The sequence below is a fragment of the Treponema sp. OMZ 798 genome (assembly GCF_024181385.1).
Lineage (GTDB): Bacteria > Spirochaetota > Spirochaetia > Treponematales > Treponemataceae > Treponema_B.
The window spans coordinates 1,374,409-1,397,913 of record NZ_CP051305.1; the positions used below are offsets into that span (position 1 = coordinate 1,374,409).

The window sequence follows — 23,505 nt, forward strand, 5'->3', positions numbered from 1 at the left end:
GACTCTTATCCAAAATAAGCAAATAATATTGATGTGATTATACCAAGAATAATGCCGGCAACTGCTTCAACGGGCTTGAGGCCTTGGATTTCTCTTACGGCCCTAAAGTGATACCCCTCATTGTTTTCGGCAAATTTTGAACCTAGATCGTTTAAGGCCTTAGCCTGCAAACCGCTGGATCTTCTTACGCCCACGGCATCCCGTATAACTATAATTGCCATGAACAAAGCAAAAATAAACAGATCCGAGTCAAATCCCTGCCTTATACCTATGCTTACCGTTAAAGACGCTACAAGAGCGGAATGGCTTGAAGGCATGCCTCCAGTACGCCAAAGCACCAGTTCTACAAAATCAATAGGGGTTTTTATTGAGGCATTGAATAATGCAAAAATAGTCTTTATAACCTGACTCATCATCCAGCTTGTTATAGCCGACAAAAAAATCGGATTAGAAAAAAAGAGGCTCCATTGCGTTTTATACATCGTTTCCAACATATCTTTAATTCTCTACAAAATAGCTCTTTTGTCAAGTCTGTAAATGGTATATAATATAGAAATGAGCAAAGAAAATAAGATTTTTTATATAGGTGAAGACGATTCAGGCCGGAGATTGGACCGCGTAATACGGAAATTTTTAGGAAAGATGCCTCTCTCTGGTGTATATTCGGCAATGCGCAGAGGAAAGATAAGAGTCAACGGTAAAAAAGAAAACGGAGCCTACTTAACTCAAAAAGGCGATGAAATAACTATGGATTTAAGCCTATTTGATCTAACGGACAACCCTGCCATGGCTGAAATAAATTCTTCAACTTTATGTAAAAATAAATCCCTAAAAGGGACTGAAAAACCGGATGTCCTATTAAAAACCGATGACCTGCTCTTTATAAATAAAAGAAGAGGAGAGCTTGTACATGGAGAAAAAAGCCTTTGTGAGTCCGTCACAAAATATTTTCCGCCTAAAGAAAAAAGCCTCTCGTTTAAAACAGGTGCACTGCATAGACTGGATAAGGGTACAAGCGGAATCCTAACCTTTTCGCAAAGCCTAAGGGGAGCTCAAGCCTTTTCAAAGGCCCTGCAAGAAGGGAAGATAGGTAAATTCTACTTAGGAATAACGGAGGGCAAACCGGCCTTAAACGAATTTAAAAGCAAAATCGACGGAAAAGAATGTCTTTGCCTCATAAAAATCCTTGATTTTTCACAAGAAGAAAATTTAAGCCTTGTACTCTTTAATCTTATAACCGGAAGGAAGCACCAAATAAGAATACAATGCTCCCAATTCGGCACTCCCCTTTTAAACGATAAAAAATACGGCTCAAAACAAAAAAAAGTATTTTCCGAAGATTTGTCGAAAAATACCTACTTTTTACACGCTTATAAATTGAGTTTTAAAGAAGCTTTTTTTGATGACTTGCCTAAAGAGATTACCGCCCCCCTTCCCGAAAACTTTAGGAGGGCGGTTAAAACTTTATTTAAGGCAGATTTGACAAACTTAAAAACTTAACTTAGACAGGTACTTCATAACCTTGGCGACGGCCTCCTTGTTTTTTCCGCTTATTTCGCTTACCTGAGTTATAATTTCATTTATTTGTCCGGTATCGCTTCCTATACCGCTCATTCCTTGGTCTATCATTTGAGAAATTTCTACCAGCTTTGCAATTTCTTTGCTGACCTCGGTATTCCCTTTCAGTATCTCCAAGGAGCCGTTTTTTACGTCATAAGTTATATCGCTTATCTCTTTTACGGCATCCAAGACTTGGCTGCTTCCCGAACTTTGCTCTGTCATAGCATGCATTATAGAGCTGCTTCCGTCATTTACCGTCGAAAGTATTTTCATTATTTCGGCAAATTGAATCTCAGTAGTCTCGGCGGCTGAGTTAAGCTCTTCAATCTTGGCTTTGAGATTATTTAATACGGTTGTAATCGTTTTACCCTGCACACTGGACTCTTCAGCCAGCTTTCTGATTTCATCGGCAACTACGGCAAAACCCTTTCCGGACTCTCCCGCATGAGCCGCCTCAATAGCCGCATTCATTGCGAGAAGGTTTGTTTGACTTGCGATATGCTGAATAACATTGGAAGCCTCCAAAAGGCCTTCGGAATCATCGGTAATATTTTTTGCTATCGTGTGTGCTGTCGAAACGGCTTGATTTCCGGATTCGGCAGAAGCGTTTAATTTTTCGATGGAGTCGACATTCTCTTTTACGGTTCTTGTTACGGACTGAATATTGGAAACCATTTCTTCTATTGTTGCAACAGATTCAGTAACGGCTGCAGATTGGCTTTCGATATTTTTTCCTAATTTTTCTATACCTGAGGCCATTTGTTTTAAGGTTCCCTGCATCTTTACAACACCTGAAGATTGATCTTGGATATGATGTCTGGCAGAAGAAATATTATCGGTTATCTTTCTGACAGCCTCAGAGGTTTTATCCATGTTTTCAGAAAGAAACTCGGCCGTGTCCCCTGAAAGGCCTACGCTTTCATTAAGATCCCTTATAAAAGTTTTGTTAAAACTCAAAAGCTTACCGATATCTACCAGTAAAAGAGCTATCTCATCCCTGTTCCAGCTTGCAACAGGGTCCCTCTTATAATTTCCGTCAGCCAAATCCTTTACTATTCTTTGAATCAAAAAAATTCGAACTTCAATAGATTTTACTATTATTCCCAAACTTAGCACCGATAAAACCAAACTGTAAATAAACAGGGGTAAAACGGAACTTATAAGCCTTTCATAAATATTTTGATTTTCATAACGGACAATGGGAGCAAGTACAAGGAGGATGACCGCGATAATACAGGTTATACTTGCAATAGTAATTTTTTTTATCATCGAAAACGATAAGAATTCTTCTTCAACGGGAATAAAGGAAACCCATCTTTCAAAAGCTCTAATGGTACTTGATGAAAATATAGTACCCAGCAAGAATATATTCCCTATGGTACTAAAAAGAGAGGACAAAAACAAACCGGTTTCGCCAATAATTCCAACCTCCAAAGAGATAAGCGGCACGGAAGCGGTAAACAGCAAGGGGATAACTAATAAAAAGGTTTCATACCTTAATATATTTTTTTTTGCTTTTTCGGGATTTTCTTCCCAATTTATAATCGCAGGAAAAAACAGTTTTTGTTTTATGATAGGACTTAAAACGGCAATCAGCATACCGATTATAAAGGCCTTTGAGCTTACAACAGCCCTCAAATTAGTAGAACTTCCTACAAAAATAGAAGTAAAAAAATTACCGGCAATCCACCCGAGGTTGGTAAATAGATCAAACACTAAAATCTTTTTTGGCGGAGGGGGAATAATTGCATTAACTTTTTCCATAAATAATCTCCTTATTAGGTATATCGTAATTTTAAACCTTTTCTTTATATTCTGCAAGGATAAAAATTTGATTTATCATAACTACAATTAAAATAATTTAAAATTTTATCTTGCAGTATAAAAATTTTTATTGGGCACCTCTAAAAACCTATTTTTTAGTGTACCTATTTATTATTTTAGTAGCTTTTTTATAAATTGTCTAGTGTAAAACTTGGATTCTTTATCTTAGTTCCCTTACTTTTCATTTTATTACCTATATGCTCCCTCATTTTATTTCTTTAGATAGCAATATCGGCATAAGTTGTATGTTAAGTTCATCATTATTATCGAAAATGTTGCACGAGCTAATCCTATCGTTCTTACATATATACCTTTCATTGAGTTTGTCATAAAGCCAAATACATGTTCGACTCTCGCCCGTATTTTTGATTTTTTTCTGTTACCGATTTTTTGTTTTTTACTAAGAGGTTTCCCTCTTGCTCCTCTTTCACAAATTTGCCCTTCTATTCCTTTCGCTTTTAAAATCCTGTCTATTTCTTCTCCTATATAGGCACTATCTGCGTATAATCTTTCATCTTCCCTTTCAATCAAATTTTTTAACTCTCTACTATCATGAACATTGGCTGCTGTTACCGTCGCTTTCAATATAAGCTTACTTTTTTTATCTATTTTTATATGATCTTTATAACCGTAATAATTACGTTTATGCTTCTTTGTCCACCTCGCATCACAGTCTTTTTGCGATAATTTTGCCTTATTTTGTTTTTCTTGCCATTGTTCAGGAATTTTTCCGTTTTTAATTTGTTCATTTTCATCTTTGCTGTTATGCTGTATCGGAGCTTCTACTATTGTCGCATCTATTATCGTTCCCTCTTTTCCTATTAAGTTATTCCTAGCTAATTCTTTTCCAAACTTTTCAAATAACTTTTTTGATACTCTCGCTTCAATGAGTTTTTCTTTAAAAAGCCATATTGTTTTTGAATCGGGTACTTTATCTTTTAATTCCAATCCTAAAAATCTCATAAAGGATAGCCGATCGTTTATTTGATATTCCGTTTGATCATCACTTATGTTGTATAATTTTTGTAAGATTATTATTTTAAACATCATTACATAATCGTATGCAGGTCTTCCGCCTAAACCTTTTGACTCTTTGGTTAATGCTTTTTTTAATAGGGGTTTGAATATTTCCCAATTTATTTTTTCGTTTAATTTTTCAAGACTATCTCCTAACTTGCTTAATACTCTTAAACGATCTTCTTCATCAAATAATCCTTTTTGTTTCATACCTCATTTTATCATCTTTTTAATCTTTTTTAAAGGGGGTTTTTAGAGGTGCCCTATTGTATAATTTATCTGCGGTGGGGTGATCTTTTAGGAGGAAAAAGATGGAAAATAGAAAAGTATCGTGTATGTATGCCATCCCCTGTACCCCTTTTCAAACCGAACAAGGACCGGAGGAAATCGATTTAATTAAAAATAAGCTGCAGCATAATAATAGTTTTAAAATTTTAGATTTTGAAAAAACAAAAAACAAACTGCATATTAAAATTTTTTATAAAGAAAATGAATATAGTCTTTCAATAAGCATTACCGAGTTTTCATCGGAAAATTTAAAAGATTTTATGTACAGTCATATTTTTACGGAAAAAGAAAAAGAACATATAAGGGACACAAAGACTGCTGTTTTGACTGAACTGCTCTGCAATGGTACACCTCTTAATTCTTATCACCTTCAAATAAAAATTATAGCGGAAATTTTAAATAAAAACCTTCTTGCAGTTTATGATTCCGATTCTATAAATGTTCTTTCAGGAAAATGGGTTGAACAAGCAGCAAAATCTTCCGTCACACCTTGTCCCCTATACATTTTTTCTATCCATGCCGTACCCGATAAAAAGGGAGATTTTATTTGGCTTCATACTCACGGATTATCCAGATATGGTTTAAATGAACTTGATATTTTAGATTCCAAGCCAGATTTTTGTATAGAGCACTCCCTCTTACTTCAAAATTTAGCCTTAAACTTACTAGGAGGAGCCGATAAAAATTGTGCATACATAGGTATATTGGAAGATCACACGCCCATTATCTGTTCTATTATTACTTATAATGACGCATTAAATTACTATCAAAAAAACAATATCGGAATTCCGGAGGCTCTTTCTCCCGATAATAAACATACGGATGACAGTCATCTTGCCGTCTTTGTATTTACTTCAATAGCCGAATACAAGGAAAAAAATTACCGTCATATAAGCGTTTTTGAAAAGAAAAAACTTGAAAATCCCATTTATTTTATTTCGGATATAGAAATGCAAAGGAAAAAGATTTTAGCTGAAGAGCGTTTCGCATTTGTAAAATCACATTTTAAAAACAAAGCATCATCCGTTCTTGTAAAAATATCCATTCCTGTGGATAAGGAATTTTACTCTGCGGAAAATGAAATAGAATATATTTGGTTTGAACTTCAAAAAATTTCCGATACAGAGCTTACCGTAAAATCTATTCAAGATGCCTATTATGTAAAAGGGATAAAGAAAGATACTATAACAAAATACAATATAGAATATATGAGCGATTGGATTATTTATACAGGAACAGAAATGATAACCCCTGATGATGTATACCGTTTATGATAATCTTTTATAAAAATAAACCGGCTCGGAAATTTAAATATAAAACCGAGCCGGAATCTTTTTACACTTTTTTAAATAAACTTATCTTTTTGCTCTTAGAGAATTAAATACAGCCAAAAGAGCAACTCCGACATCTGCAAAGACAGCGGCCCAAAGATTAGTAAGACCTAAGGCACCCAAGGTTAAGAAACCTATTTTTATACCGAAGGCTAAGGCTATGTTTTGCCAAACGATTTTTCGGGTAAACCTCGCCTGTTTTACGGCAGCTGCAACAAGACGGGGATTATCATTCATAAGAACAACATCAGCCGCCTCAATAGCGGCATCGCTGCCTATGCCGCCCATAGCTATACCGACATCGGCACGGGCCAGAACCGGAGCATCGTTTATACCGTCCCCGACAAAGACGACAGAGGCTTTTTTATTCTTAGCCTTAACCTCATCCGAAATTTCCTCAAACCGTGATACTTTTTCATGGGGTAAAAGCATTGAGGTGTAGTTTTTTATACCTAAATCTTCTGCAATTTTTTTAGCCGCCTTTTCGTTATCACCTGTGAGTATTTCTATTCTTGAAAGTCCCAGCTTGTTTAAGTCTGAGACGGCTTCTTTTGATTCGTTTTTAAGAGTATCGGTTAGGATGAGGCAGCCCATGTATCGGCCGTCATAGGCAACATAGACTTGGGTTCCTCCTATTTCGTCTCCGTATAAAGAAATGTCGCTTCCTATAGATTCGCTTATAAAAGAGTTTTTGCCGGCTAAAAGATTCTTGCCCCTGTAATTTACCGAAATACCCTTTCCGGCTTTTTCGTAATAATCAATAAGTTCTGCATTCGCAAAAGTCTTTGTTTCTTCTTCAGGCAAATTAACAAGAGCACAATCCTGCACAGCCTTAGCTATCGGGTGATGAGAATTAAATTCCGCAAGGGCGGCTAATTTTAAAAGCTCATCCTTTTCTACTTTATCTGCAGGCATTAGAGCTAAGACCTTTAAAACACCCTTAGTGAGGGTTCCCGTTTTATCGAAGACTACACTATCAGCCTTTGAAAGAGCATCAATATAGTCCGCCCCCTTAATCAAAACACCTTTCTTTGCAGCTCCTCCTATTCCGCCGAAATAGCCTAGAGGAACGGAAATTACAAAGGCACAGGGACAAGAAATAACCAAAAATACAAGACCGCGCGAAACCCAAGGCGCAAAGCTTTCCCAACCTGCTAAAGGAATAGAAAAAATAAGAGCATTTACTATGGGCGGTAAAACAGAAAGGAGAACAGCTCCTATTGTAACTATCGGAGTGTAAACCTTTGCAAAGGAGGTAATAAAGCGCTCTACCCTAGCCTTTCTGTTTTGTGCAGACTCAATGAGTTCAAGCATCTTTGAGGCGGCTGTATTTTCTAAAGAAGCGGTTGTCTTTACCGTTATAACTCCTGTTAAGTTTACAAAGCCTGCAAGGACCCGGCTGCCTTTTTCTGCAGTACGCGGAAGACTTTCACCGGTCATAGAAGAAGTATCAAGCTCGGCGCTTCCTTCATAGATGATTCCGTCCAAGGGAATTTTTTCTCCGGCTTTTACAAGCACAAGGGAACCAACCTCTACTTTTGAAGGATCTACAAGTTTTTCTTCTTCACCCGGTTTATAAATACGGGCAAAGTCGGGGCGGAGATCCATGAGGTCGACAATTGACCGCCTCGATTTTTCGACAGCAGAGTGCTGTACCACCTCACCCAAATTGTAAAAGAGCATAACGGCGGCACCCTCGGTCCAATCGCCTAAAATAAAGGCGCCTATGGTGGCAACCGTCATTAAAAAGTTTTCGTCAAAAACCTGCCCCTTTAAAATATTTTTTACCGAGGTCAGTAATACCTTGTAACCTGCAGTAAGCCAAGCCGCTGCAAATAAAAGAATCGAAAAGGCAAGATAGAAATTTTGAATTTTTATTCCGGCTTCCGGAAAAAGAACACGGGTAAAAATACCTGATGCAAACAAAAGGGCTGAAATACCGAATTGAACTATCATCTCTTTTGAAGAGCCGTGATGATGCTCACAGCCGCAGCCTGAATGATCGTGATGGTCGTGTCCGTGATGGTCATGCCCGCGCATACCGTAATCTTTTGCATTGTGCTCATGCCCGCAACCACAGTGCTCATTGTGACTGTGGTGTTCATGCTCGTGATGATCATGTTGACAGGCACAATGCTCATCGTGACTATGTCCGTGTTCATTGTGATTGTGTTCGTGATGATCATGTGAGTGATGATCGTGAGAACAACCGCAGTTATTATGATGCTCATCGTGGCTGTGGTGTTCATTCTCGTGATGGTCATCATTGCAGTACCCATGACGGCCGTGCTCGTGGTGCTCATGCCCACGCATACTGTAATCTTTTGCATTGTGCTCATGTCTATAAGAACAATGTTCATCATGATTGTGTTCGTTTTCTTTTTTATAATCCATAATTATCTACCCTCCCTTATATGTTCCAAGCCGACGGAATAGAGGATTCCGACGTGGTTATCGTCTATTGTGTAATAAACCTGTTTTCCGTTACGGCGGCTTTTTACTATTTTAGCCTGCCTTAAAATTCTAAGCTGATGAGAAACAGCCGAAGCGGACATTTCCAAAACCTCTGCAAGGTCTGCCACACAAAGTTCCCCCGAAATAAGAGCGGAAACTATCTTAATCCTTGTGGAATCGCCGAAGTTTTTAAAAAAATCGCTTAAATCGCTCATAGTTTGCTCATCAGGCATCTTAGCCCTCGCATGAGATACCGTTTCTTCATCAGAAACACCTATTTCATCATCTTCTATCATATTACCTCATCTATTCATATGAACAAATGTTCATATGTTCATCTATCATTATAATAAATTTAAAAAAATTGTCAAGTCCTATCTTGCTAAGAATTACTTTTTCTGTTACAATGTTGAAAGCATAACTTTGTTAAGGAGAAATATATGGAAGTTCAATTGCAAGAGCTTGTTGATAAGATAAAAAAAGACGGAGTTGCTGCTGCAGATGAAAAAGCAGCTGAAATTATCAGAGCAGCAGAGGAAAAAGCAAAAAGTATTATCGAAAAAGCAGAGGCAGAAGCACAAGAAAGCGTAAAAAAGGCAGAAGCTGAAGCTCTCAGATTCCAAAAAGCTGCAGAATCTTCAATAGATCAAGCCAGCCGAAATACTCTTATTTCGTTTCGACAGGGTCTTTTAAATGAACTTAATGCCATTATCAAGGCTGAAACATCCAAAAATTATGACTCATCTGTTCTTAAAAACTTAATTCCCGAAGCAGTCAAGGGCTGGGTAAAGGCTGACAATACGGAAGACTTATCCGTAATTCTTTCAGACAAGGATCTTAAAGAACTTGAATCCTCTTTAGGTGCAGCCTTAAAAGAGCACATTGCTAAGGGTCTTGAACTTAAAGCCGACAGCAAGACCGCAGGCGGATTTAAAATAGGTACTAAGGATGGAGCCGCTTATTATGACTTTTCGGCAGAAGCTGTTGCAGATTTGTTCTCGTCATACCTAAGCCCAAAAACAGCTGAAATTTTAAAGAATGCGGCAAAGGAGCTTTAAAAGGTGGCAACTTATTATTATTTGACGGCCCAACTGCCTTCAATATTTCCTAATCTCCAGCCTCCTATGAGCTTTAAGGCTTTTAAAGAACTTGCCTTGCACTCTCTTTCAAAAAAGGATGCTCAAATTTTGGAAAATTTGTCCCTTGAACCGCCTAGGGAAGACACCTGTACAGGCTCAGCCTATTTGGATAAGTGGTATGAGTTTGAACGCTCCCTTAGAATAGCCCTTGAGCAGGTACGCTCGGCAAAACTAAAATGGGAAGTTCCTATTTCCTATGATGAGAGGATCTTGCTTTCTTCAGCTTTTACACCGGTACAAATTGCAAGAACGGCAGCGGCAATACAAAACCCTCTTGAAGCCGAAACCTTTTTGGATAATGCAAGGTTTCAGGCAGCCGATACGGTAAGAGGTGCAGACAACTTCTCATCTGACGGCGTGTTTTCCTATGCCATTAAACTCCTTTTGAGGGAAAGAGCTTCCAAATTCGAGGCAGTAAAGGGTAAGGAAGAGTATTCTTCAATATACAATACCATTCTTGATGAAGAAAAATAAGCGTATATCCGGGCCTAAAAAATAGACCGGATTATACGCCGATAGGTTGATTATGCCCGGCCGCTTAAAAGACTTGAGATTTAAAATATGGATAGCCTTTTTAACCCTCTTATCGGGTTTTATAAATGTGGGGGCTCTTCTAAGCTTTTCTTTGCCTGTAAGCCATCATACGGGAAACGTGAGTCATCTCGCCCTTTCAATCGGAAATAAAAACATTGAAGAAGCTTTAGCCCTTATTTTCATTATTCTTGCCTTTTTTGCAGGAGCTTTTTTGTCGGGCCTCTTGTTCCACGAAAGAAAATTTGCATTAAAAAAAAGATACGGCATCTTATTGATGAGTCTTGCCTTAATTTTTTTAAGCTTGGCCTTGTTCAAAACCCAAGTGCCCAAAAACCTTAAAACATCAGCCCTAAGCTTTGCTGCCGGAGTTCAAAATGCCATGTTTATCTTTTATGGAGACATCCTTGTAAGAACCACCCACATAACGGGCTACCTCACAGATGCAGCCTTTGCATTGGCTATGTGCCTCCGAGGCAAAAAAGACAAATTCCGGTTTTTTTTATTTTACAGCCTTAACATTCTTTTTTTCTTAAGCGGAGGAATTATAGCAAGCCTTATCAAAACCGACTCGTTTTTTCTAATCGCAGCCGGGCTTTATTTTATTGCAGGCCTTTACTATTTTGTGATGAGGAAAAAAGGGAAAGCATCTTAAACCATTTTAATCCCATTGGCTCTTACGGTATTATATTCTATCTATTTTTTCCTTTAAGGCCTTTTCGACTATGGGAGGAACCATCCCGGAAAGATTTCCCTTGAAAGCTGCCAATTCCTTTATGGAGCTTGAACGCAGTACAAAGTACTTTGTATCGGGAACCATAAAAACGGTTTCTATCTTTTGATTTAAACCCTTATTCATCACGGCAAGATCGAATTCGTAGGAAAAATCGGAAACATTCCGCACTCCGCGGATTAAAACATTTGCCCCAATTTTTTCGGCATAGTTTACTATCAGCGAATTCCAAGTATTTACAAAAACATTATCCCATTTTTGGGTAAGTTCTTCCATCATATTTTTACGCTCTTCGCCCGAAAACAAATAGTTTTTGTTGTTATTTACGGCGATTACTACATGCACCTCGGTGAATATCTTTTGAGCTCTTTCAATTACATTTAAATGCCCGAAGGTGGGCGGATCAAAGGACCCTGCAAAAACAGCTTTTACCATTAGTCTACTCTAACATATTATGGGGGCTTTAATCAACAGGTTATATCTTTTACCAAACAGTTTTTACATCATATAAAGGAATATTTTCGTCAGCAGTTACTATTGTTAAATCATTTTCAATTGCTTGTGCGATTAAAATTCTATCAAACAGGTCATTATGTCTTATATTTTCTTGAAAAGGAAGATTTCGAATTCTATTGAAATCATCAAGAGTAATAGGAAGTTTTATAAATCCGGCACGTCTGCACATGTCATCTATTTCATATACAGTACGAGTAAATTCCAATTTCTTTTTACTTTGTTTTATTGAAATCTCCCAAAACGAAGCATAACTGTAAAAACAAACATTAGATTCAATTCTATCTTTAGCACTTTTCGGCAATCGGGCATCTCCAAATAAATACCAAAGAACTGTATGGGTATCGAGTAAATACTTCATTACATATACTCCGAAAAATCTTCGAGGGGCTCATCAAAATCCGGAGACATATAAAAAGGTTCATTTTTCCAAACGCCAAAAAGAGATTTTTTTTCAGAAACTGCATTTTCTTCAGGAAATTTCAATTTTATCAAACGGATAAAATCAACAACCTCACTTATTGCGGCATGAGGAAGCGTTGCAATTTCTTTTTCTAAAACTGTATAAGGCATATATTACCTCCCATATACTCCTAATTATATAATAAATTCATAAAATTTTCCAGATATCGTTATTGAATTTTTCCTTGTGTTAAATATGAAATTGGGAACAAAATCAGCAGAAAAATATGGAAAGATAAGCTCTTATTTTACATTGAATTTTATGAAAAATTAAAAGACCAGCTAAAAATAAGTGAGAATATATTTTAACCGGTAAAGCATATCGGAAGAAAACCTTTTATAGAGGTGTCCCAAAATCTTGCTAAAAATCCTATATTGTGCTATTATATGCAAATGATGAAAAGAAAATTTATACAAAAACTTTGTTGTTTTATTCTCATTTTAATATTTTCTCAAGGCAACGCCCCGGTTTTTGCCCAAGAAAATGACAAATCAATTAAAGAAATAAGATCCGATGCCATGGATTTTTATAGAAACGAAATCGCAGCAGCCTCACTAAACGAAATATCTGCAGAAAATTTAGGTGTTTGGCAGGAGGTGCTCAATGCCTCTCTTTTTATGCTCATAAGGAATAATGAGCTTTACCGAGGAAGGATGCGCCTCATTATCGAAGAAAGTCAGATAATCAAATGTAAAATTTACCCTGACGGAACTATCCTGGTAAGTACAGGCTTATTGGACTATATTGAAGCAAAAATTGCAGAAAATTTGGTTGCCTCGCCAAGAAGAATAAAAAACTTAAACATTGAAAGAGAAAAAATGCTTTCCGCCTTTTTAGCCCATGCAGCGGCATCTTTTGCCCTTGACAATAAATTAGTTTATTTTTCGGATGCCAGAAGAGGCGAAGATAAAAACAAGGAACTTTTAAAAAGCTATAACTTAGCGGCCGACAATTTCGCCTTAATTCTTTTAAAACTTGCAGGTTACGATTCAAACATTTTTTATAACCATCTTGAAGAACTAAAAAGAATTCAAACAGATCCCAATTACGCAAAAAGATTTGAAACTTTTTTTACCGATAACTTTTTACCGCAACAGCGGATAAGTAATTTACTTAAACACAAGGATGAGGCCGAAGCCATTGCAGACGAAATTTACTACATACTAGATGCTATTCGAAATGATAATGAAAACGCAATTGAAGATGCAAAACAAAGAGTTTCAGCCTTAAGAACAGCCTTTCCCAACAATATATATTTTAAAAGATTGGCAGCCATAATAACGCATAAAAAATGGGAATCGAGTATTATACAAAAAACACTTTTGACGGCTTACCCTGCAGCTGCACAAAATTCTAAAGTTGTAGATAAAAACTATGAAATTCTAAATTTCGATCCTAAAATCCTTTTGATAGACCAAAAAAAAGAAGAGGAGCCGGATATTCCCGGAAATATAAACGATTATGATGAAGCGGTCAGAGCTTATAATAGTTATCTTAATTCCATTCAAGAGTCGGGAATGGAATCGGCTTATGCAGTTCTTATTTTTTATTCCACTCATTCAAAAGATAAAACTTATGCACTGTCTCTTGCCGAAAAAGCATATTTGAGCGAAAGCGGAACAGGAAGCCTTGTTGCATCGGCAAATTATGCTTCTCTTTTATACCTTTCGCAAAAAGACTATACAAAATCAAAAATAATTTTAGAGTCAATGATAAAAAATAATTCAAGTAAAAACATGAATTCTCTATTTTTAATTACAGGAAGCATGATAGATCAAAGGCTTATAATGTTTAATTATGCAAGAGTTCTTTACGGATTGGGAGAAACAAATAAGGCACTAAAGGCGAGGGCACAATTACGGAATTTAATTTTCTCTATGGAAAAATACAGCCCCATAATTTTAAAAAAAATTAAGCTTGAAGACACCACAGATGATTTAATCGAATATTGGGGAAAACCTTCAGGAATAAAATACAATTATTTTTCCGAAAAATGGTATTATGATTTTTTAAATGCCGAAGTTTCGATTTCGACTGCAACAAACAACAATATAGAAAAAATTTCAATTTTTGCAGGCTCTAATTTGTCGTTACCGAATGACTTAAGAATAGGTGAAAGCAGAAAATCTTTTGAAAGTTTTTTCGGCCCCTCTCTTTATATGTCAGGAGATTTGGAAAACTATTTTTATAAAGCAAATAAAATTCAGGTTTTCTATTTAAACGGTTTTATAAGACAGATTTTTATCACAAAACTTGAATCATAATATTTGCCATAGTTTATTGTAAGGAATAAAAATGAATACAAATGCAATCGTCTTATATAAAAACCGTCCGGCACTAATAAAAGGACAGACCGACGGTAAATTTGAAATAGAAACGGAAGCAGGAATCAAAAAGGTACGCGAAAAAGATTTTTCTCTTTTAACCACGAATAATTCCGCATCCTTAAAAACCGTTTTAACAGCAGCCTGCCAGGCTCCGGATTTTACGGAAGCAGCCGAGTTTTTTGAAGAAGGCTCTGCCCTCTTTTCGGAGATAGCCGAACTGGTTTGGGAAGATTTAAAACCCGAACAGATGTGGGCGGCGTGGCTTTTGGTATCGGCCTCTCCTCTTTTTATTGCAGAAAGCCCTGACCTTCCGATTAAGATAAGAACAAAGGAAGAAGCCGAGGCAATCGCCGCTGCCGCAATAAAAAAAGAAACCGAAAAACAAGCGGAAGAGCAAGAAAGAAAAGACTTTATAAACGATCTATCCAAATTTATAAAGGAAAAAAAGGGAGAAACTTTCGACTTAAAAAAATATTCTCACTTTTTGCAGGAAATAGAAGCCCTCGCCTTGGAAAAAACCGACAAGTCAAAGCTCTTAAATGAAGCTCACTTAAAAGAAACTCCGGAATCGGCTCATAAGATTTTAATCCGGACAGGCTATTGGAAGATCGAAAAAAATCCTTACCCCACCCGCTTTAAGCATCCTTTAAATTCTCCAAAGCTGGACCTGCCTCCTATCGAGCATAACGAAAAATACGAAGACCTCACACATCTTACAGCCTATGCAATCGACAACGAGGGCAGCACCGATCCCGACGATGCCGTCTGCTTTGACGGAGAACACTTATGGATTCATATTGCGAACCCGGCCGACATAATTACCCCCGATTCCAAAAGCGATATGGATGCAAGAAAACGGGGAGCCACCCTCTACATTCCTGAAGGAGTGTCCCGAATGTTGGGAGAATCGGCAGTAGATGCCTTTGCCCTCGGTCTCCACCCCGATTCCTATGCCCTGTCGTTTAAACTAAAATTAAACGAGGCAGCGGAAATTCTCGACGTAGATATTTTGCGTACCAAGATAAGGGTGAGCTGTATAAGTTTTGAAAAGGCTGATGAAGAAAAGACGAGTGCAAGCCTAAAGCCTCTTTTTGAAATAGCGGAAAAAAACAGAAAAAAACGGGAAACGGCCGGAGCAGTTTCGATCGATATGCCCGAAGTTCAAATAAAGGTAGAAACCGAAAATGAAACTCAAAAGGTTTTTATAAACCCCTATAATTTTACCGAATCTTTTTTGATGATAAAGGAAATGATGCTCCTTGCAGGAGAGGCAGCTGCCCGCTTTGCCTTTAAAAACAATATTCCCTTTCAATTTGTAAGTCAGGAAGCTCCCGAACTTCCTAAAAAACTTCCCGATGGGCTTGCAGGCGAATACCGAAAAAGAAAGGCGATGCGGCCGAGAAATGTAGGTACAATTCCTGCAATGCACTCGGCTCTCGGAATTGCAATGTACAGCCAAATTACGAGCCCCCTCCGCCGCTACGGCGACTTGGTCGCACACCAACAGCTTTTAAAATTTATCGACGGAAAAGAGGTGATGAAAACCGATGACCTTCTTATGCGTATAGCGGCAGGAGACATTGCAGGCAGAAATTGTTCCTATGCCGAAAGAGCATCCCGCCAACACTGGACCTTGATCTATCTTTTACAAAATCCTGACTGGCAGGGAGAAGCCGTAATCCTCGAAACAATAAAAAACACGGCCCGCATTTCAATTCCTTCTATCGGCTACGAAACCGAGATGAGATTAAAAAAAGAATTATCGATTAACGAGCGCATAAATGTAAAAGCGGAGGATATAGATATTCCGAATCTGACTGTAAGATTTGTGCAAGTGTAAAAGGACAAGACCTATGCAAAATGTTTTTTATTCTTTAAGAGAACTGGATAAAAGAGCCGAAGAAGATTTTAATTTAAAAAACGGAATCTTAATGGAAAATGCCGCCCGCGGTTCCGCAGAAAAAATTAAAAATCTTTTTCCCCTAAAAAAAGGAGAAGCAAAAAAAACTTTACAGATTCTTTGCGGTTCAGGCGACAACGGCGGGGACGGTTTAGCCCTTGCAAGAATCTTGGCCGATGATTTTAATCTTCATGTCGTACTTTTAAAAGAACCTAAGTCGGAACTGTGTAAGCTGCAATACGAAAGATTAAAAGCCTTGAATATCAAAACAGCAAAAAATATCCTGCCCGAATCTGATCTTCTTTTTGATGCATTTTTAGGAACGGGCTTAAAAGGATTTTTAAAAGAAGAGGATAAAAAAACAATAGAAAAGCTAAATAAGGTCAAGGCTTTTAAGATTGCCTGCGATATACCGAGCGGCTTAAACCTTGATGGAGAAGCAAGTCCCGATGCTGTTGTATGTAACATGACCTTTTCGATGGGAGCCTTAAAGGAAGCCTTTTACTCCGATGAGGCAAAGGATATTACGGGAAAAATAGAGGTGATAGACCTTGGCCTCCCCCGCTCCTCCTACGAGCAAAAACAAAGATCCGATGTTTTTTTACTCGAAAAAGAAGACTTAAAGCTCCCTTCAAGGAAAAAACAAAACACCCATAAGGGAACTTTTGGGCATGCAGGAATAATTATGGGAGAAAAAAGCGGAGCCTCTCTTTTGGCTGCCTCTGCTGCCTTGGAGTTCGGCTCAGGCCTTGTAACATTGATAGGGGAAAATCCGGAAAGTCCTAAAAACCTAAAAGCAGATTTTATGTATGACGGCAAATTTGAAGTCTGCAAATCAGGCATAAATAAATTTACAAGCCTTGCCATAGGTCAAGGCCTTGGAAGAAAAAGCGATGAGCTTTTTTCCGTTCTAAAAATAAAAGAATCACAATCTATTCCAATGGTTCTTGATGCAGATGTTTTTTATTATAACGAATTAAAAGAAATTTTACCGAAACTAAGCTCGGCAGTTTTAACTCCTCACCCAAAAGAATTTTCCTCACTTTTAAATATCGCAAATCTTGGAAATTTAAGCATTGAAGAAATACAAAAAAAACGCTTTCCCTTAGCCTTAACTTTTTCAAAAAAATTCCCTAAACTTGTCCTCGTATTAAAGGGGGCTAATACCTTAATCGCTCATAACGGAAAAATATTTATCAACACGCTGGGTTCTCCGGCTCTTTCAAAGGCGGGCTCGGGCGATGTGCTCACAGGTCTTATATGTTCCCTCTTAGCCCAAGGGTACAGACCCCTCGATGCCGCAATTACAGGAAGCCTCGCCCACAGCCTTGCTTCTCAAAATACAAAAGCAAGCTACAGCTTAACGGCAAGCAAGCTCATCAAAAATTTGGAAAAATTGGAAGGTGAGCAATTAGAAGAAAACAAAATAATCGGATCAGGTAAAATAAAATGAAACAGTTTAAACTTATTTCGGATTATAACCCTTCAGGAGATCAGGGAAAAGCCATCAAGGCTCTTTCAGAAGGGATAATTGCAGGCGATAAATTTCAAACCCTTAAAGGAGTTACGGGCTCGGGGAAAACTTTTACAATGGCAAATATAATTCAAGCCGTGCAAAAACCGACCCTCATCATAAGCCACAACAAAACCTTAGCAGCCCAGCTGTACAGAGAATTTAAAACCTTTTTCCCGGAAAATGCCGTCGAATACTTTGTCTCTTATTACGACTACTATCAGCCGGAAGCCTATGTTCCTGCCCGCGACCTTTATATAGAAAAGGACGCTTCAATAAACGACGAGATTGACCGCCTCCGTCTTTCGGCAACTTTCAGCCTTATGGAAAGAAAGGACGTTATAGTCGTTTCTACAGTTTCATGTATTTACGGTTTAGGCCTTCCCGAATCGTGGAGGGATTTACGCATAACCATAGAAAAGGGCGTGAACACCGAAATCGAAAAATTAAAAAAACAGCTTATAAGTTTGCAGTACGAAAGAAACGATGCAGTCCTCGAGCGAGGCCGCTTCCGCGTAAAAGGCGACGTTATGGAAATTTTTCCTGCCTACATGGAAGATGCCTACAGGGTCGAATTCGATTGGGAAGAAATCGTACGCATAAGAAAATTTAATCCGATTTCCGGAGAGGTGCTTCAAGAATATGAGGAGCTTTCCATTTATCCTGCAAAGCACTTTGTAATGCCCGAAGATGCCATTCCCAATGCCCTTGAAAGAATAAAAAAAGAATTGGAAGAAAGGCTGAACGTTTTACACAAAGAAGGAAAGCTCCTGGAAGCTGAAAGATTAAAAACCAGAACCGAGTACGATATAGAAATGCTTTCGGAGATGGGCTATTGCCCCGGCATCGAAAACTACTCGGCTCCTATAGCAAACCGAAAACCCGGAGAGCCTCCCGCAACCCTCTTTCATTATTTTCCCGAGGACTTTTTATTGTTCATGGATGAAAGCCATGTTACCTTTCCGCAGGTAGGAGCCATGTATGAGGGAGACCGGAGCAGAAAACAAAACCTTGTCGACTTCGGCTTCCGTCTTCCCTGCGCCTTAGATAACCGGCCTTTAAAAATCGGCGAGTTTGAAAAGATGCTCAATCAGGCAGTCTTTGTTTCCGCAACGCCTGGCCCAAAAGAAATAAAATATTCTACACGCATTGTCGAACAAGTAATACGCCCCACAGGCCTTTTGGATCCTATCATCGAAATTCATAAAAGCGAAGGACAGATGGAACATATCTATGATGAGGTTATGAAGCGCATTGCAAAAAAAGAAAGGAGCTTGATTTTGACCCTCACAAAAAAAATGGCTGAAGACCTCACCGATTATTTAACCGGCCTTGCCTTAAAGGTAAAATATATTCACAGCGAGGTTGAAACAATAGAGAGGGTCGAAATCTTAAAGGGACTGCGTGCAGGGGAATTCGATGTGCTTATAGGAATCAACCTTTTAAGAGAGGGTATCGACCTACCCGAAGTTTCTTTTATAGGAATTCTCGATGCGGATAAGATAGGTTTTTTGCGCTCCACTACGAGTCTTATTCAGATTGTAGGACGGGCCGCCCGAAACGAAAACGGCAAGGTTGTTATGTATGCCGACAGAATAAGCGATGCGATGAAAGAAACAATTGAAGAAACAAACCGCCGCCGCTCAATTCAGGAAGCCTATAACAAGGAACACGGTATAACACCAAAGACAATAAAGAAAGCCATCGAAGATATTTTAACCAGAGAAAACGAAATCAAAAAAGAAGCAGCCCTTGCAGAAGCCGGCCCCCTTATCAGCAGTCTAAATATTTTAAACCCTGCCGACAGAAAAAAACTTATCAAAAAACTCGAAGCCCAAATGGCAGAATACGCCGACATGCTCATGTTTGAAGAGGCTGCCGTTATAAGAGATAAGATAGAAGAAGTAAGAAGAATAGGAAGCTAGGAAGCCGGGGGGGGAATTTATGGATATAAAAATTTTAAATGTAGGGAAACAATACGGCACATCGCATATTACAAAGGCGCTTGACTCTGTAAGCTTTACAGTAAAAAGCGGTGAGTTTATTGCGATTATGGGGCCGTCGGGTTCCGGAAAAACCAGTCTTTTAAACATCATTGCCGCAATCGACACGGCTACGGAAGGGAGCGTTCTTTTCGGAGATTTTGAGCTTACCAAAGCTTCAGCCGCAAAACTTGCCGAATTTAGAAAAGACAACCTTGGCTTTGTCTTTCAAAATTACAATCTCCTTGACACCCTAACCTTAGAAGAAAACATCCTGCTTGCCTTGAGCCTTAATAAGCAAAGCAAAAAAGAAATGTTGGAGCGGGCAAAGGAATTGCAAGAGAATTTCGGGATTTACGGACTTCGCAACAAATATCCGCATGAGGTTTCAGGCGGAGAAAAACAGCGCTGTGCCTGTGCGCGGGCTATTGCAAATAAGCCTGCCTTAGTTTTGGCAGATGAGCCGACCGGAGCCTTAGATTCTCATTCTGCACAAATTCTTTTGGAAACCTTTCAAAAAATGAACAGCGAAATGCACACCAGCATTTTGATGGTAACACATGACGTATTTTCCGCTTTTTATGCTAATTATCATTTATAATAAAGCGGCTTATTATTCTTTTGGCGAGTATATTAAGCTGATTGAAAAAAAATTAACTATAACCGAAAGAATTACGCACACGATTTACACCGATGGTCAATCGGCTTTACCTCTCTTTTTAAAAAAAGAAATGGAAATGTCCGATACGGGATATAAAAGATATTATTACCCGACCCACACCTTTTTGCTTTTAAGCGATTATAATGAACTCCGCTCGTCCTTAGACTTAAAACCTGTAAATATAGCACAAGGAGAATATATTCTTCACACCAAAAAAGTACTTTTAAAATTTTTAGATAGCTTTGATAAAGATAACAGCATATCACTGAATGGAAACTTTTTAAAATGCAAGACCGTTTATGATGAAGGCATTTCGCAAAACGGACACTACGGAAGCGACTACATTCTTGTAGTTGCCGATTCGTATAAAAAAGATTTAAACCCATTTTATTCCGTTACGGCTTTGCGTTTTGATAATGAACTTTCCGATTCATTATTAAAGGAACTGAAAAACCCGGATAAAACGGACGGAGAAGGTTATGCACCGGGTGATGATAAAATAATGACGATGGCCGATGATTATTTGGTAAGCCGCCGATTTCTTTTTACTGAGGTACTCCCGATTATCACCATGATTTCCTTTGTGCTTTTTTACATTGCGGCAAGTTTTATGTGTGCAGTTTTAACCGTGCTTTCCATACAACAACTTTCGGATGCAGTAAAATACCGCTTCCGCTACACAATCCTTTTTCAATTAGGACTTTCGCCTTCAGACTTAAAAAAATTGATTTTAAAACAGCTCGCCTTTTATTTTTGTATTCCGGCACTTTTGGGTATTCTATTAAGCGGAATGATTACCGTTTTTGTAGGCAACTTCTTTTGGTTTCATACAGGCCTTCTTGCCTCAGGTTTTATTCATTTTATATTCACCCTCATTCCGTTTTTTGTCATATACGGAAGTTATTTTTGTATAACTTATAGGCTCTTTATAAAAGACATACAACTAAATTTTTAGAAACTCTCAAGTGCTTGAAAAATTAAAACTTATAATATAAAATATCGAAAAAGAGAGGATATGATAAACAGTTCGGCAGAAATTCAACCTCACTATTTATCTATATTTATAGGATATTAATATGGCAAAATTACAAAAAGAACCGGTCCCGGTAAATCAAAAAATAATTAAAGAAAAAATTTACACTATACGAGGACAAAAGGTAATGCTTGATCTCCACCTTGCTGAAATATATGGCTATGAAACAAAAACTTTTAATCAACAAGTCAAAAGAAATATCGAGAAATTCGAAGACGATTTTATGTTTCAATTAACCGATGAAGAGGTGCAAATACTTTCAAGGTCACATTTTGTGACCTTGAATAAAATTACAAGTATTTTGAAGATTGATGACGCGGTACTTTATCATCCGATGTTTGATGAGTTATTATTAAATCCGGCATTAAAAATATAGGCAATATTTAAATAAAAGGAATTATTATGTTAAAAACAGGTATTAACGGAAAAGAAGAAATTATCGTAAATGAAAATCATTCAGCTGAAAGTTTGGAAAGCGGAACACTGAAAGTATTCGGCACTCCTGCGATGATTGCATTGATGGAAAAAACTGCATGGAAAAGTGTGCAGGATTATTTGGAAGAAGGACAGGGAACCGTCGGCACCTTATTGGAAATAAAACATGTTTCCGCAACGCCGCTCGGCATGAAAGTTTATTGCGAAAGCGAACTTACCGGCATAGACGGAAAAAAGCTTATCTTTTCGGTAAAGGCCTATGACGAAACAGGTTTGATCGGAGAAGGAATACACGAGCGCTTTATCGTCAACAATGAAAAATTTCAAAAAAAGACAAATCAAAAGATGAAGTAAAATATTGAGGATAAACATTTGGATATAAGAAAATTTTGGGATGCTATTGCAGAACAAGATGCCGAAATGATACGCACTTTTTTTAATAAAAAGGTAATTATAAGATGGCATAATACAAATGAGCAATTTACCTTAGAAGAATTTATCAGAGCGAACTGTGAATATCCGGGTAAATGGGAAGCGGAAATTGAAAGGATAGAAAAAACGGATAATCTATTCATTACGGCAGTAAAAGTATTCAATAAAGATGCATCTTTTCATGCTGTATCTTTTATAAAAATTGAAGATGATAAGATTGTTTTAATAGATGAATACTGGGGAGATGACGGCCTACCTCCGCAATGGAGAATTGATATGAAAATAGGAACTAAGATTATATAAATGATGATAATTTATGAAGGAGAAAATAAATGAAAAAAACGGCTTTATTAATTTATGAAACCTATTGTAACTTTGAGATTAGTGTTGCTCTTGAAGGTTTAGCTTTAAAAAATAAAGAGGTAGTAGTATTTGCCAAATATAAAGATTTAATTAAAAGTGAAGAAGGTTTAACTGTATTACCAGATAGATCAATTGATGAAATAATTATTGATGAATATGATAGCCTTCTATTGCCTGGTGCAGCCGATATTAGATCTGCAATAGAAGATAAAGATATTTTAAATTTTATAAAAAAATTTAAAGATAAAATAATTGGCGCAATATCAATTGCTCCTATCTTACTAGTAAAAACCGAAATGCTTAATGGAAAACCGTTTATGGCAGGAGTAAATAAAGAAGATTTATTTGAAGAAGGATTTACAAACGAAGATCTTAATAAAATGAAAGGATGGGACGATTGTATAAAAAATCCTATAGAAGATGGATATATTGTAACAGATAAGATAGTTACATCTATTGCATTTAATTTTGCAAAGTTTGGACTTCAATTTTGTAAAATGCTTGGCCTTGACATACCACCCAAAATCTTTGGGCTGTAGTAAATCTTTTATATATCAATTGGTCTTAACTCAATCATCTAATGCCCTAAGATATAGTATAAAACAACACAGCAACATTCTTTATTCCTTTACCTGAATAGCTGTATAAAATTTTCAGGCGAACATACGCGTAATTGAGTCGCTTTATAGTCGGTAGTATTTCTCGTTATAATGTATGCCTGTATCTCTATAAACACTTTTTTTATCATAAATACTTATCCGATAAGGCTTCAGTTAAAATCTCATTATAGGGCTTTCCATTATCAGTGAACATACCGGATAATGACTCAGTCAAGGGAGCATTTAAGCTATTACCTGTAAGAAAAGTTTTTTTTGCACCGGAAATATGTTCTAGATACTCACTTACAAGTTTGGAAATACTGCGGTTTTCTTTTTTTGCGTATCGTTTTGCACTTTCCACTATATCCTTATCTATCGTCAGTGTCAATTTTGTAAGCATTAAAAAC

23 protein-coding genes and 1 pseudogene are annotated in these 23,505 nt (G+C 37.5%); 15 read left to right on the top strand and 9 right to left on the bottom strand.

Annotation, left to right across the window (positions count from 1 at the left end; genetic code table 11):
* Window positions 1–5 precede the first annotated feature (5 nt).
* Window positions 6–494: a divergent PAP2 family protein gene (locus tag E4O07_RS06465; RefSeq protein WP_253730602.1), complete on the bottom strand. Its 489-nt coding sequence runs from the start codon at window positions 492–494 to the stop codon at window positions 6–8.
* Window positions 495–555: 61 nt separating this feature from the next.
* On the opposite strand from E4O07_RS06465, the gene E4O07_RS06470 reads away from it, so the two are divergent.
* Window positions 556–1,500, top strand: coding sequence for a pseudouridine synthase (locus E4O07_RS06470; protein ID WP_253688051.1), 945 nt, complete (start codon window positions 556–558; stop codon window positions 1,498–1,500).
* Here E4O07_RS06470 and E4O07_RS06475 read toward each other — a convergent pair.
* Together E4O07_RS06475 and E4O07_RS06480 are read right to left on the bottom strand one after the other, a co-directional pair.
* The gene (locus E4O07_RS06475; protein ID WP_253688052.1) at window positions 1,489–3,324 is read right to left on the bottom strand and encodes a methyl-accepting chemotaxis protein; all 1,836 of its coding nucleotides are present in this window, start codon (window positions 3,322–3,324) and stop codon (window positions 1,489–1,491) included. The two genes, E4O07_RS06470 and E4O07_RS06475, sit on opposite strands and share 12 nt — an antisense overlap.
* A gap of 270 nt (window positions 3,325–3,594) precedes the next feature.
* Window positions 3,595–4,611 carry an IS5 family transposase gene (locus tag E4O07_RS06480; protein WP_253730558.1) on the bottom strand — a complete coding sequence of 339 codons (1,017 nt, stop codon included), beginning with the start codon at window positions 4,609–4,611 and terminating at the stop codon, window positions 3,595–3,597.
* Window positions 4,612–4,712: 101 nt separating this feature from the next.
* Between E4O07_RS06480 and E4O07_RS06485 the strand changes: the two genes are divergently transcribed.
* Window positions 4,713–5,963, top strand: a complete 1,251-nt coding sequence (locus E4O07_RS06485; RefSeq protein ID WP_253688053.1) for a DUF4026 domain-containing protein — start codon at window positions 4,713–4,715, stop codon at window positions 5,961–5,963.
* A gap of 81 nt (window positions 5,964–6,044) precedes the next feature.
* Here E4O07_RS06485 and E4O07_RS06490 read toward each other — a convergent pair whose 3' ends face one another.
* Window positions 6,045–8,414: a heavy metal translocating P-type ATPase gene (locus E4O07_RS06490; protein WP_253688054.1), complete on the bottom strand. Its 2,370-nt coding sequence runs from the start codon at window positions 8,412–8,414 to the stop codon at window positions 6,045–6,047.
* 2 nt (window positions 8,415–8,416) lie between these two features.
* Window positions 8,417–8,770 (bottom strand): ArsR/SmtB family transcription factor, encoded by a 354-nt coding sequence (locus tag E4O07_RS06495; protein ID WP_253688055.1) that lies wholly within the window; start codon window positions 8,768–8,770, stop codon window positions 8,417–8,419.
* Between the two features lie 144 nt (window positions 8,771–8,914).
* On the opposite strand from E4O07_RS06495, the gene E4O07_RS06500 reads away from it, so the two are divergent.
* From E4O07_RS06500 to E4O07_RS06510, 3 genes are read left to right on the top strand one after another with little or no spacing between them, the layout of a single operon-like run.
* Window positions 8,915–9,532 carry a V-type ATP synthase subunit E gene (locus tag E4O07_RS06500; RefSeq protein WP_253688056.1) on the top strand — a complete coding sequence of 206 codons (618 nt, stop codon included), beginning with the start codon at window positions 8,915–8,917 and terminating at the stop codon, window positions 9,530–9,532.
* Window positions 9,533–9,535: 3 nt separating this feature from the next.
* Entirely contained in the window at window positions 9,536–10,087 is a 552-nt protein-coding gene (locus tag E4O07_RS06505) for a hypothetical protein (RefSeq protein ID WP_253688057.1), read from the top strand.
* A gap of 52 nt (window positions 10,088–10,139) precedes the next feature.
* Window positions 10,140–10,799, top strand: coding sequence for a YoaK family protein (locus E4O07_RS06510; RefSeq protein WP_253688058.1), 660 nt, complete (start codon window positions 10,140–10,142; stop codon window positions 10,797–10,799).
* 30 nt (window positions 10,800–10,829) lie between these two features.
* Here the strand turns inward: E4O07_RS06510 and coaD are convergent, their stop codons facing one another.
* From coaD to E4O07_RS06525, 3 genes are read right to left on the bottom strand one after another with little or no spacing between them, the layout of a single operon-like run.
* Window positions 10,830–11,312 (bottom strand): pantetheine-phosphate adenylyltransferase, encoded by a 483-nt coding sequence (coaD, locus tag E4O07_RS06515; RefSeq protein ID WP_253688059.1) that lies wholly within the window; start codon window positions 11,310–11,312, stop codon window positions 10,830–10,832.
* Window positions 11,313–11,361: 49 nt separating this feature from the next.
* On the bottom strand, window positions 11,362–11,751 hold the full coding sequence (locus tag E4O07_RS06520; protein ID WP_253688060.1) for a type II toxin-antitoxin system VapC family toxin: 390 nt from the start codon (window positions 11,749–11,751) through the stop codon (window positions 11,362–11,364).
* Window positions 11,751–11,963 (bottom strand): DUF2281 domain-containing protein, encoded by a 213-nt coding sequence (locus tag E4O07_RS06525; RefSeq protein WP_253688061.1) that lies wholly within the window; start codon window positions 11,961–11,963, stop codon window positions 11,751–11,753. The genes E4O07_RS06520 and E4O07_RS06525 overlap by 1 nt, the downstream gene beginning before the upstream one ends.
* A 282-nt stretch (window positions 11,964–12,245) precedes the next feature.
* Between E4O07_RS06525 and E4O07_RS06530 the strand changes: the two genes are divergently transcribed.
* From E4O07_RS06530 to E4O07_RS06575, 10 genes and pseudogenes are all read left to right on the top strand, one after another.
* Window positions 12,246–14,117, top strand: coding sequence for a hypothetical protein (locus E4O07_RS06530; protein ID WP_253688062.1), 1,872 nt, complete (start codon window positions 12,246–12,248; stop codon window positions 14,115–14,117).
* Between the two features lie 31 nt (window positions 14,118–14,148).
* Window positions 14,149–16,020: a ribonuclease catalytic domain-containing protein gene (locus E4O07_RS06535; RefSeq protein ID WP_253688063.1), complete on the top strand. Its 1,872-nt coding sequence runs from the start codon at window positions 14,149–14,151 to the stop codon at window positions 16,018–16,020.
* Between the two features lie 13 nt (window positions 16,021–16,033).
* Window positions 16,034–17,533, top strand: a complete 1,500-nt coding sequence (locus E4O07_RS06540) for an NAD(P)H-hydrate dehydratase (RefSeq protein ID WP_253688064.1) — start codon at window positions 16,034–16,036, stop codon at window positions 17,531–17,533.
* The gene (uvrB, locus tag E4O07_RS06545; protein ID WP_253688065.1) at window positions 17,530–19,518 is read left to right on the top strand and encodes an excinuclease ABC subunit UvrB; all 1,989 of its coding nucleotides are present in this window, start codon (window positions 17,530–17,532) and stop codon (window positions 19,516–19,518) included. The genes E4O07_RS06540 and uvrB overlap by 4 nt, the downstream gene beginning before the upstream one ends.
* A 19-nt stretch (window positions 19,519–19,537) precedes the next feature.
* The gene (locus E4O07_RS06550; protein ID WP_253688066.1) at window positions 19,538–20,176 is read left to right on the top strand and encodes an ABC transporter ATP-binding protein; all 639 of its coding nucleotides are present in this window, start codon (window positions 19,538–19,540) and stop codon (window positions 20,174–20,176) included.
* Complete coding sequence (locus tag E4O07_RS06555) at window positions 20,157–21,191, top strand: hypothetical protein (RefSeq protein ID WP_253688067.1); 1,035 nt, start codon at window positions 20,157–20,159, stop codon at window positions 21,189–21,191. Before E4O07_RS06550 ends, E4O07_RS06555 begins: the two co-directional genes overlap by 20 nt.
* Before the next feature lie 121 nt (window positions 21,192–21,312).
* Window positions 21,313–21,564 (top strand): annotated as a pseudogene (locus tag E4O07_RS06560) (ORF6N domain-containing protein); the annotation flags it as partial.
* Window positions 21,565–21,671: 107 nt separating this feature from the next.
* On the top strand, window positions 21,672–22,058 hold the full coding sequence (locus E4O07_RS06565; protein ID WP_253688069.1) for a thioesterase family protein: 387 nt from the start codon (window positions 21,672–21,674) through the stop codon (window positions 22,056–22,058).
* 66 nt (window positions 22,059–22,124) lie between these two features.
* A complete protein-coding gene (locus E4O07_RS06570; RefSeq protein ID WP_371921967.1) occupies window positions 22,125–22,439 on the top strand; it encodes a nuclear transport factor 2 family protein in 315 nt (104 codons plus the stop codon).
* Window positions 22,440–22,468: 29 nt separating this feature from the next.
* Window positions 22,469–23,038, top strand: coding sequence for a DJ-1/PfpI family protein (locus tag E4O07_RS06575; protein ID WP_253688071.1), 570 nt, complete (start codon window positions 22,469–22,471; stop codon window positions 23,036–23,038).
* 205 nt (window positions 23,039–23,243) lie between these two features.
* Here E4O07_RS06575 and E4O07_RS06580 read toward each other — a convergent pair whose 3' ends face one another.
* The gene (locus E4O07_RS06580; protein ID WP_253688072.1) at window positions 23,244–23,498 is read right to left on the bottom strand and encodes a DUF6364 family protein; all 255 of its coding nucleotides are present in this window, start codon (window positions 23,496–23,498) and stop codon (window positions 23,244–23,246) included.
* Between the last annotated feature and the right edge of the window lie 7 nt (window positions 23,499–23,505).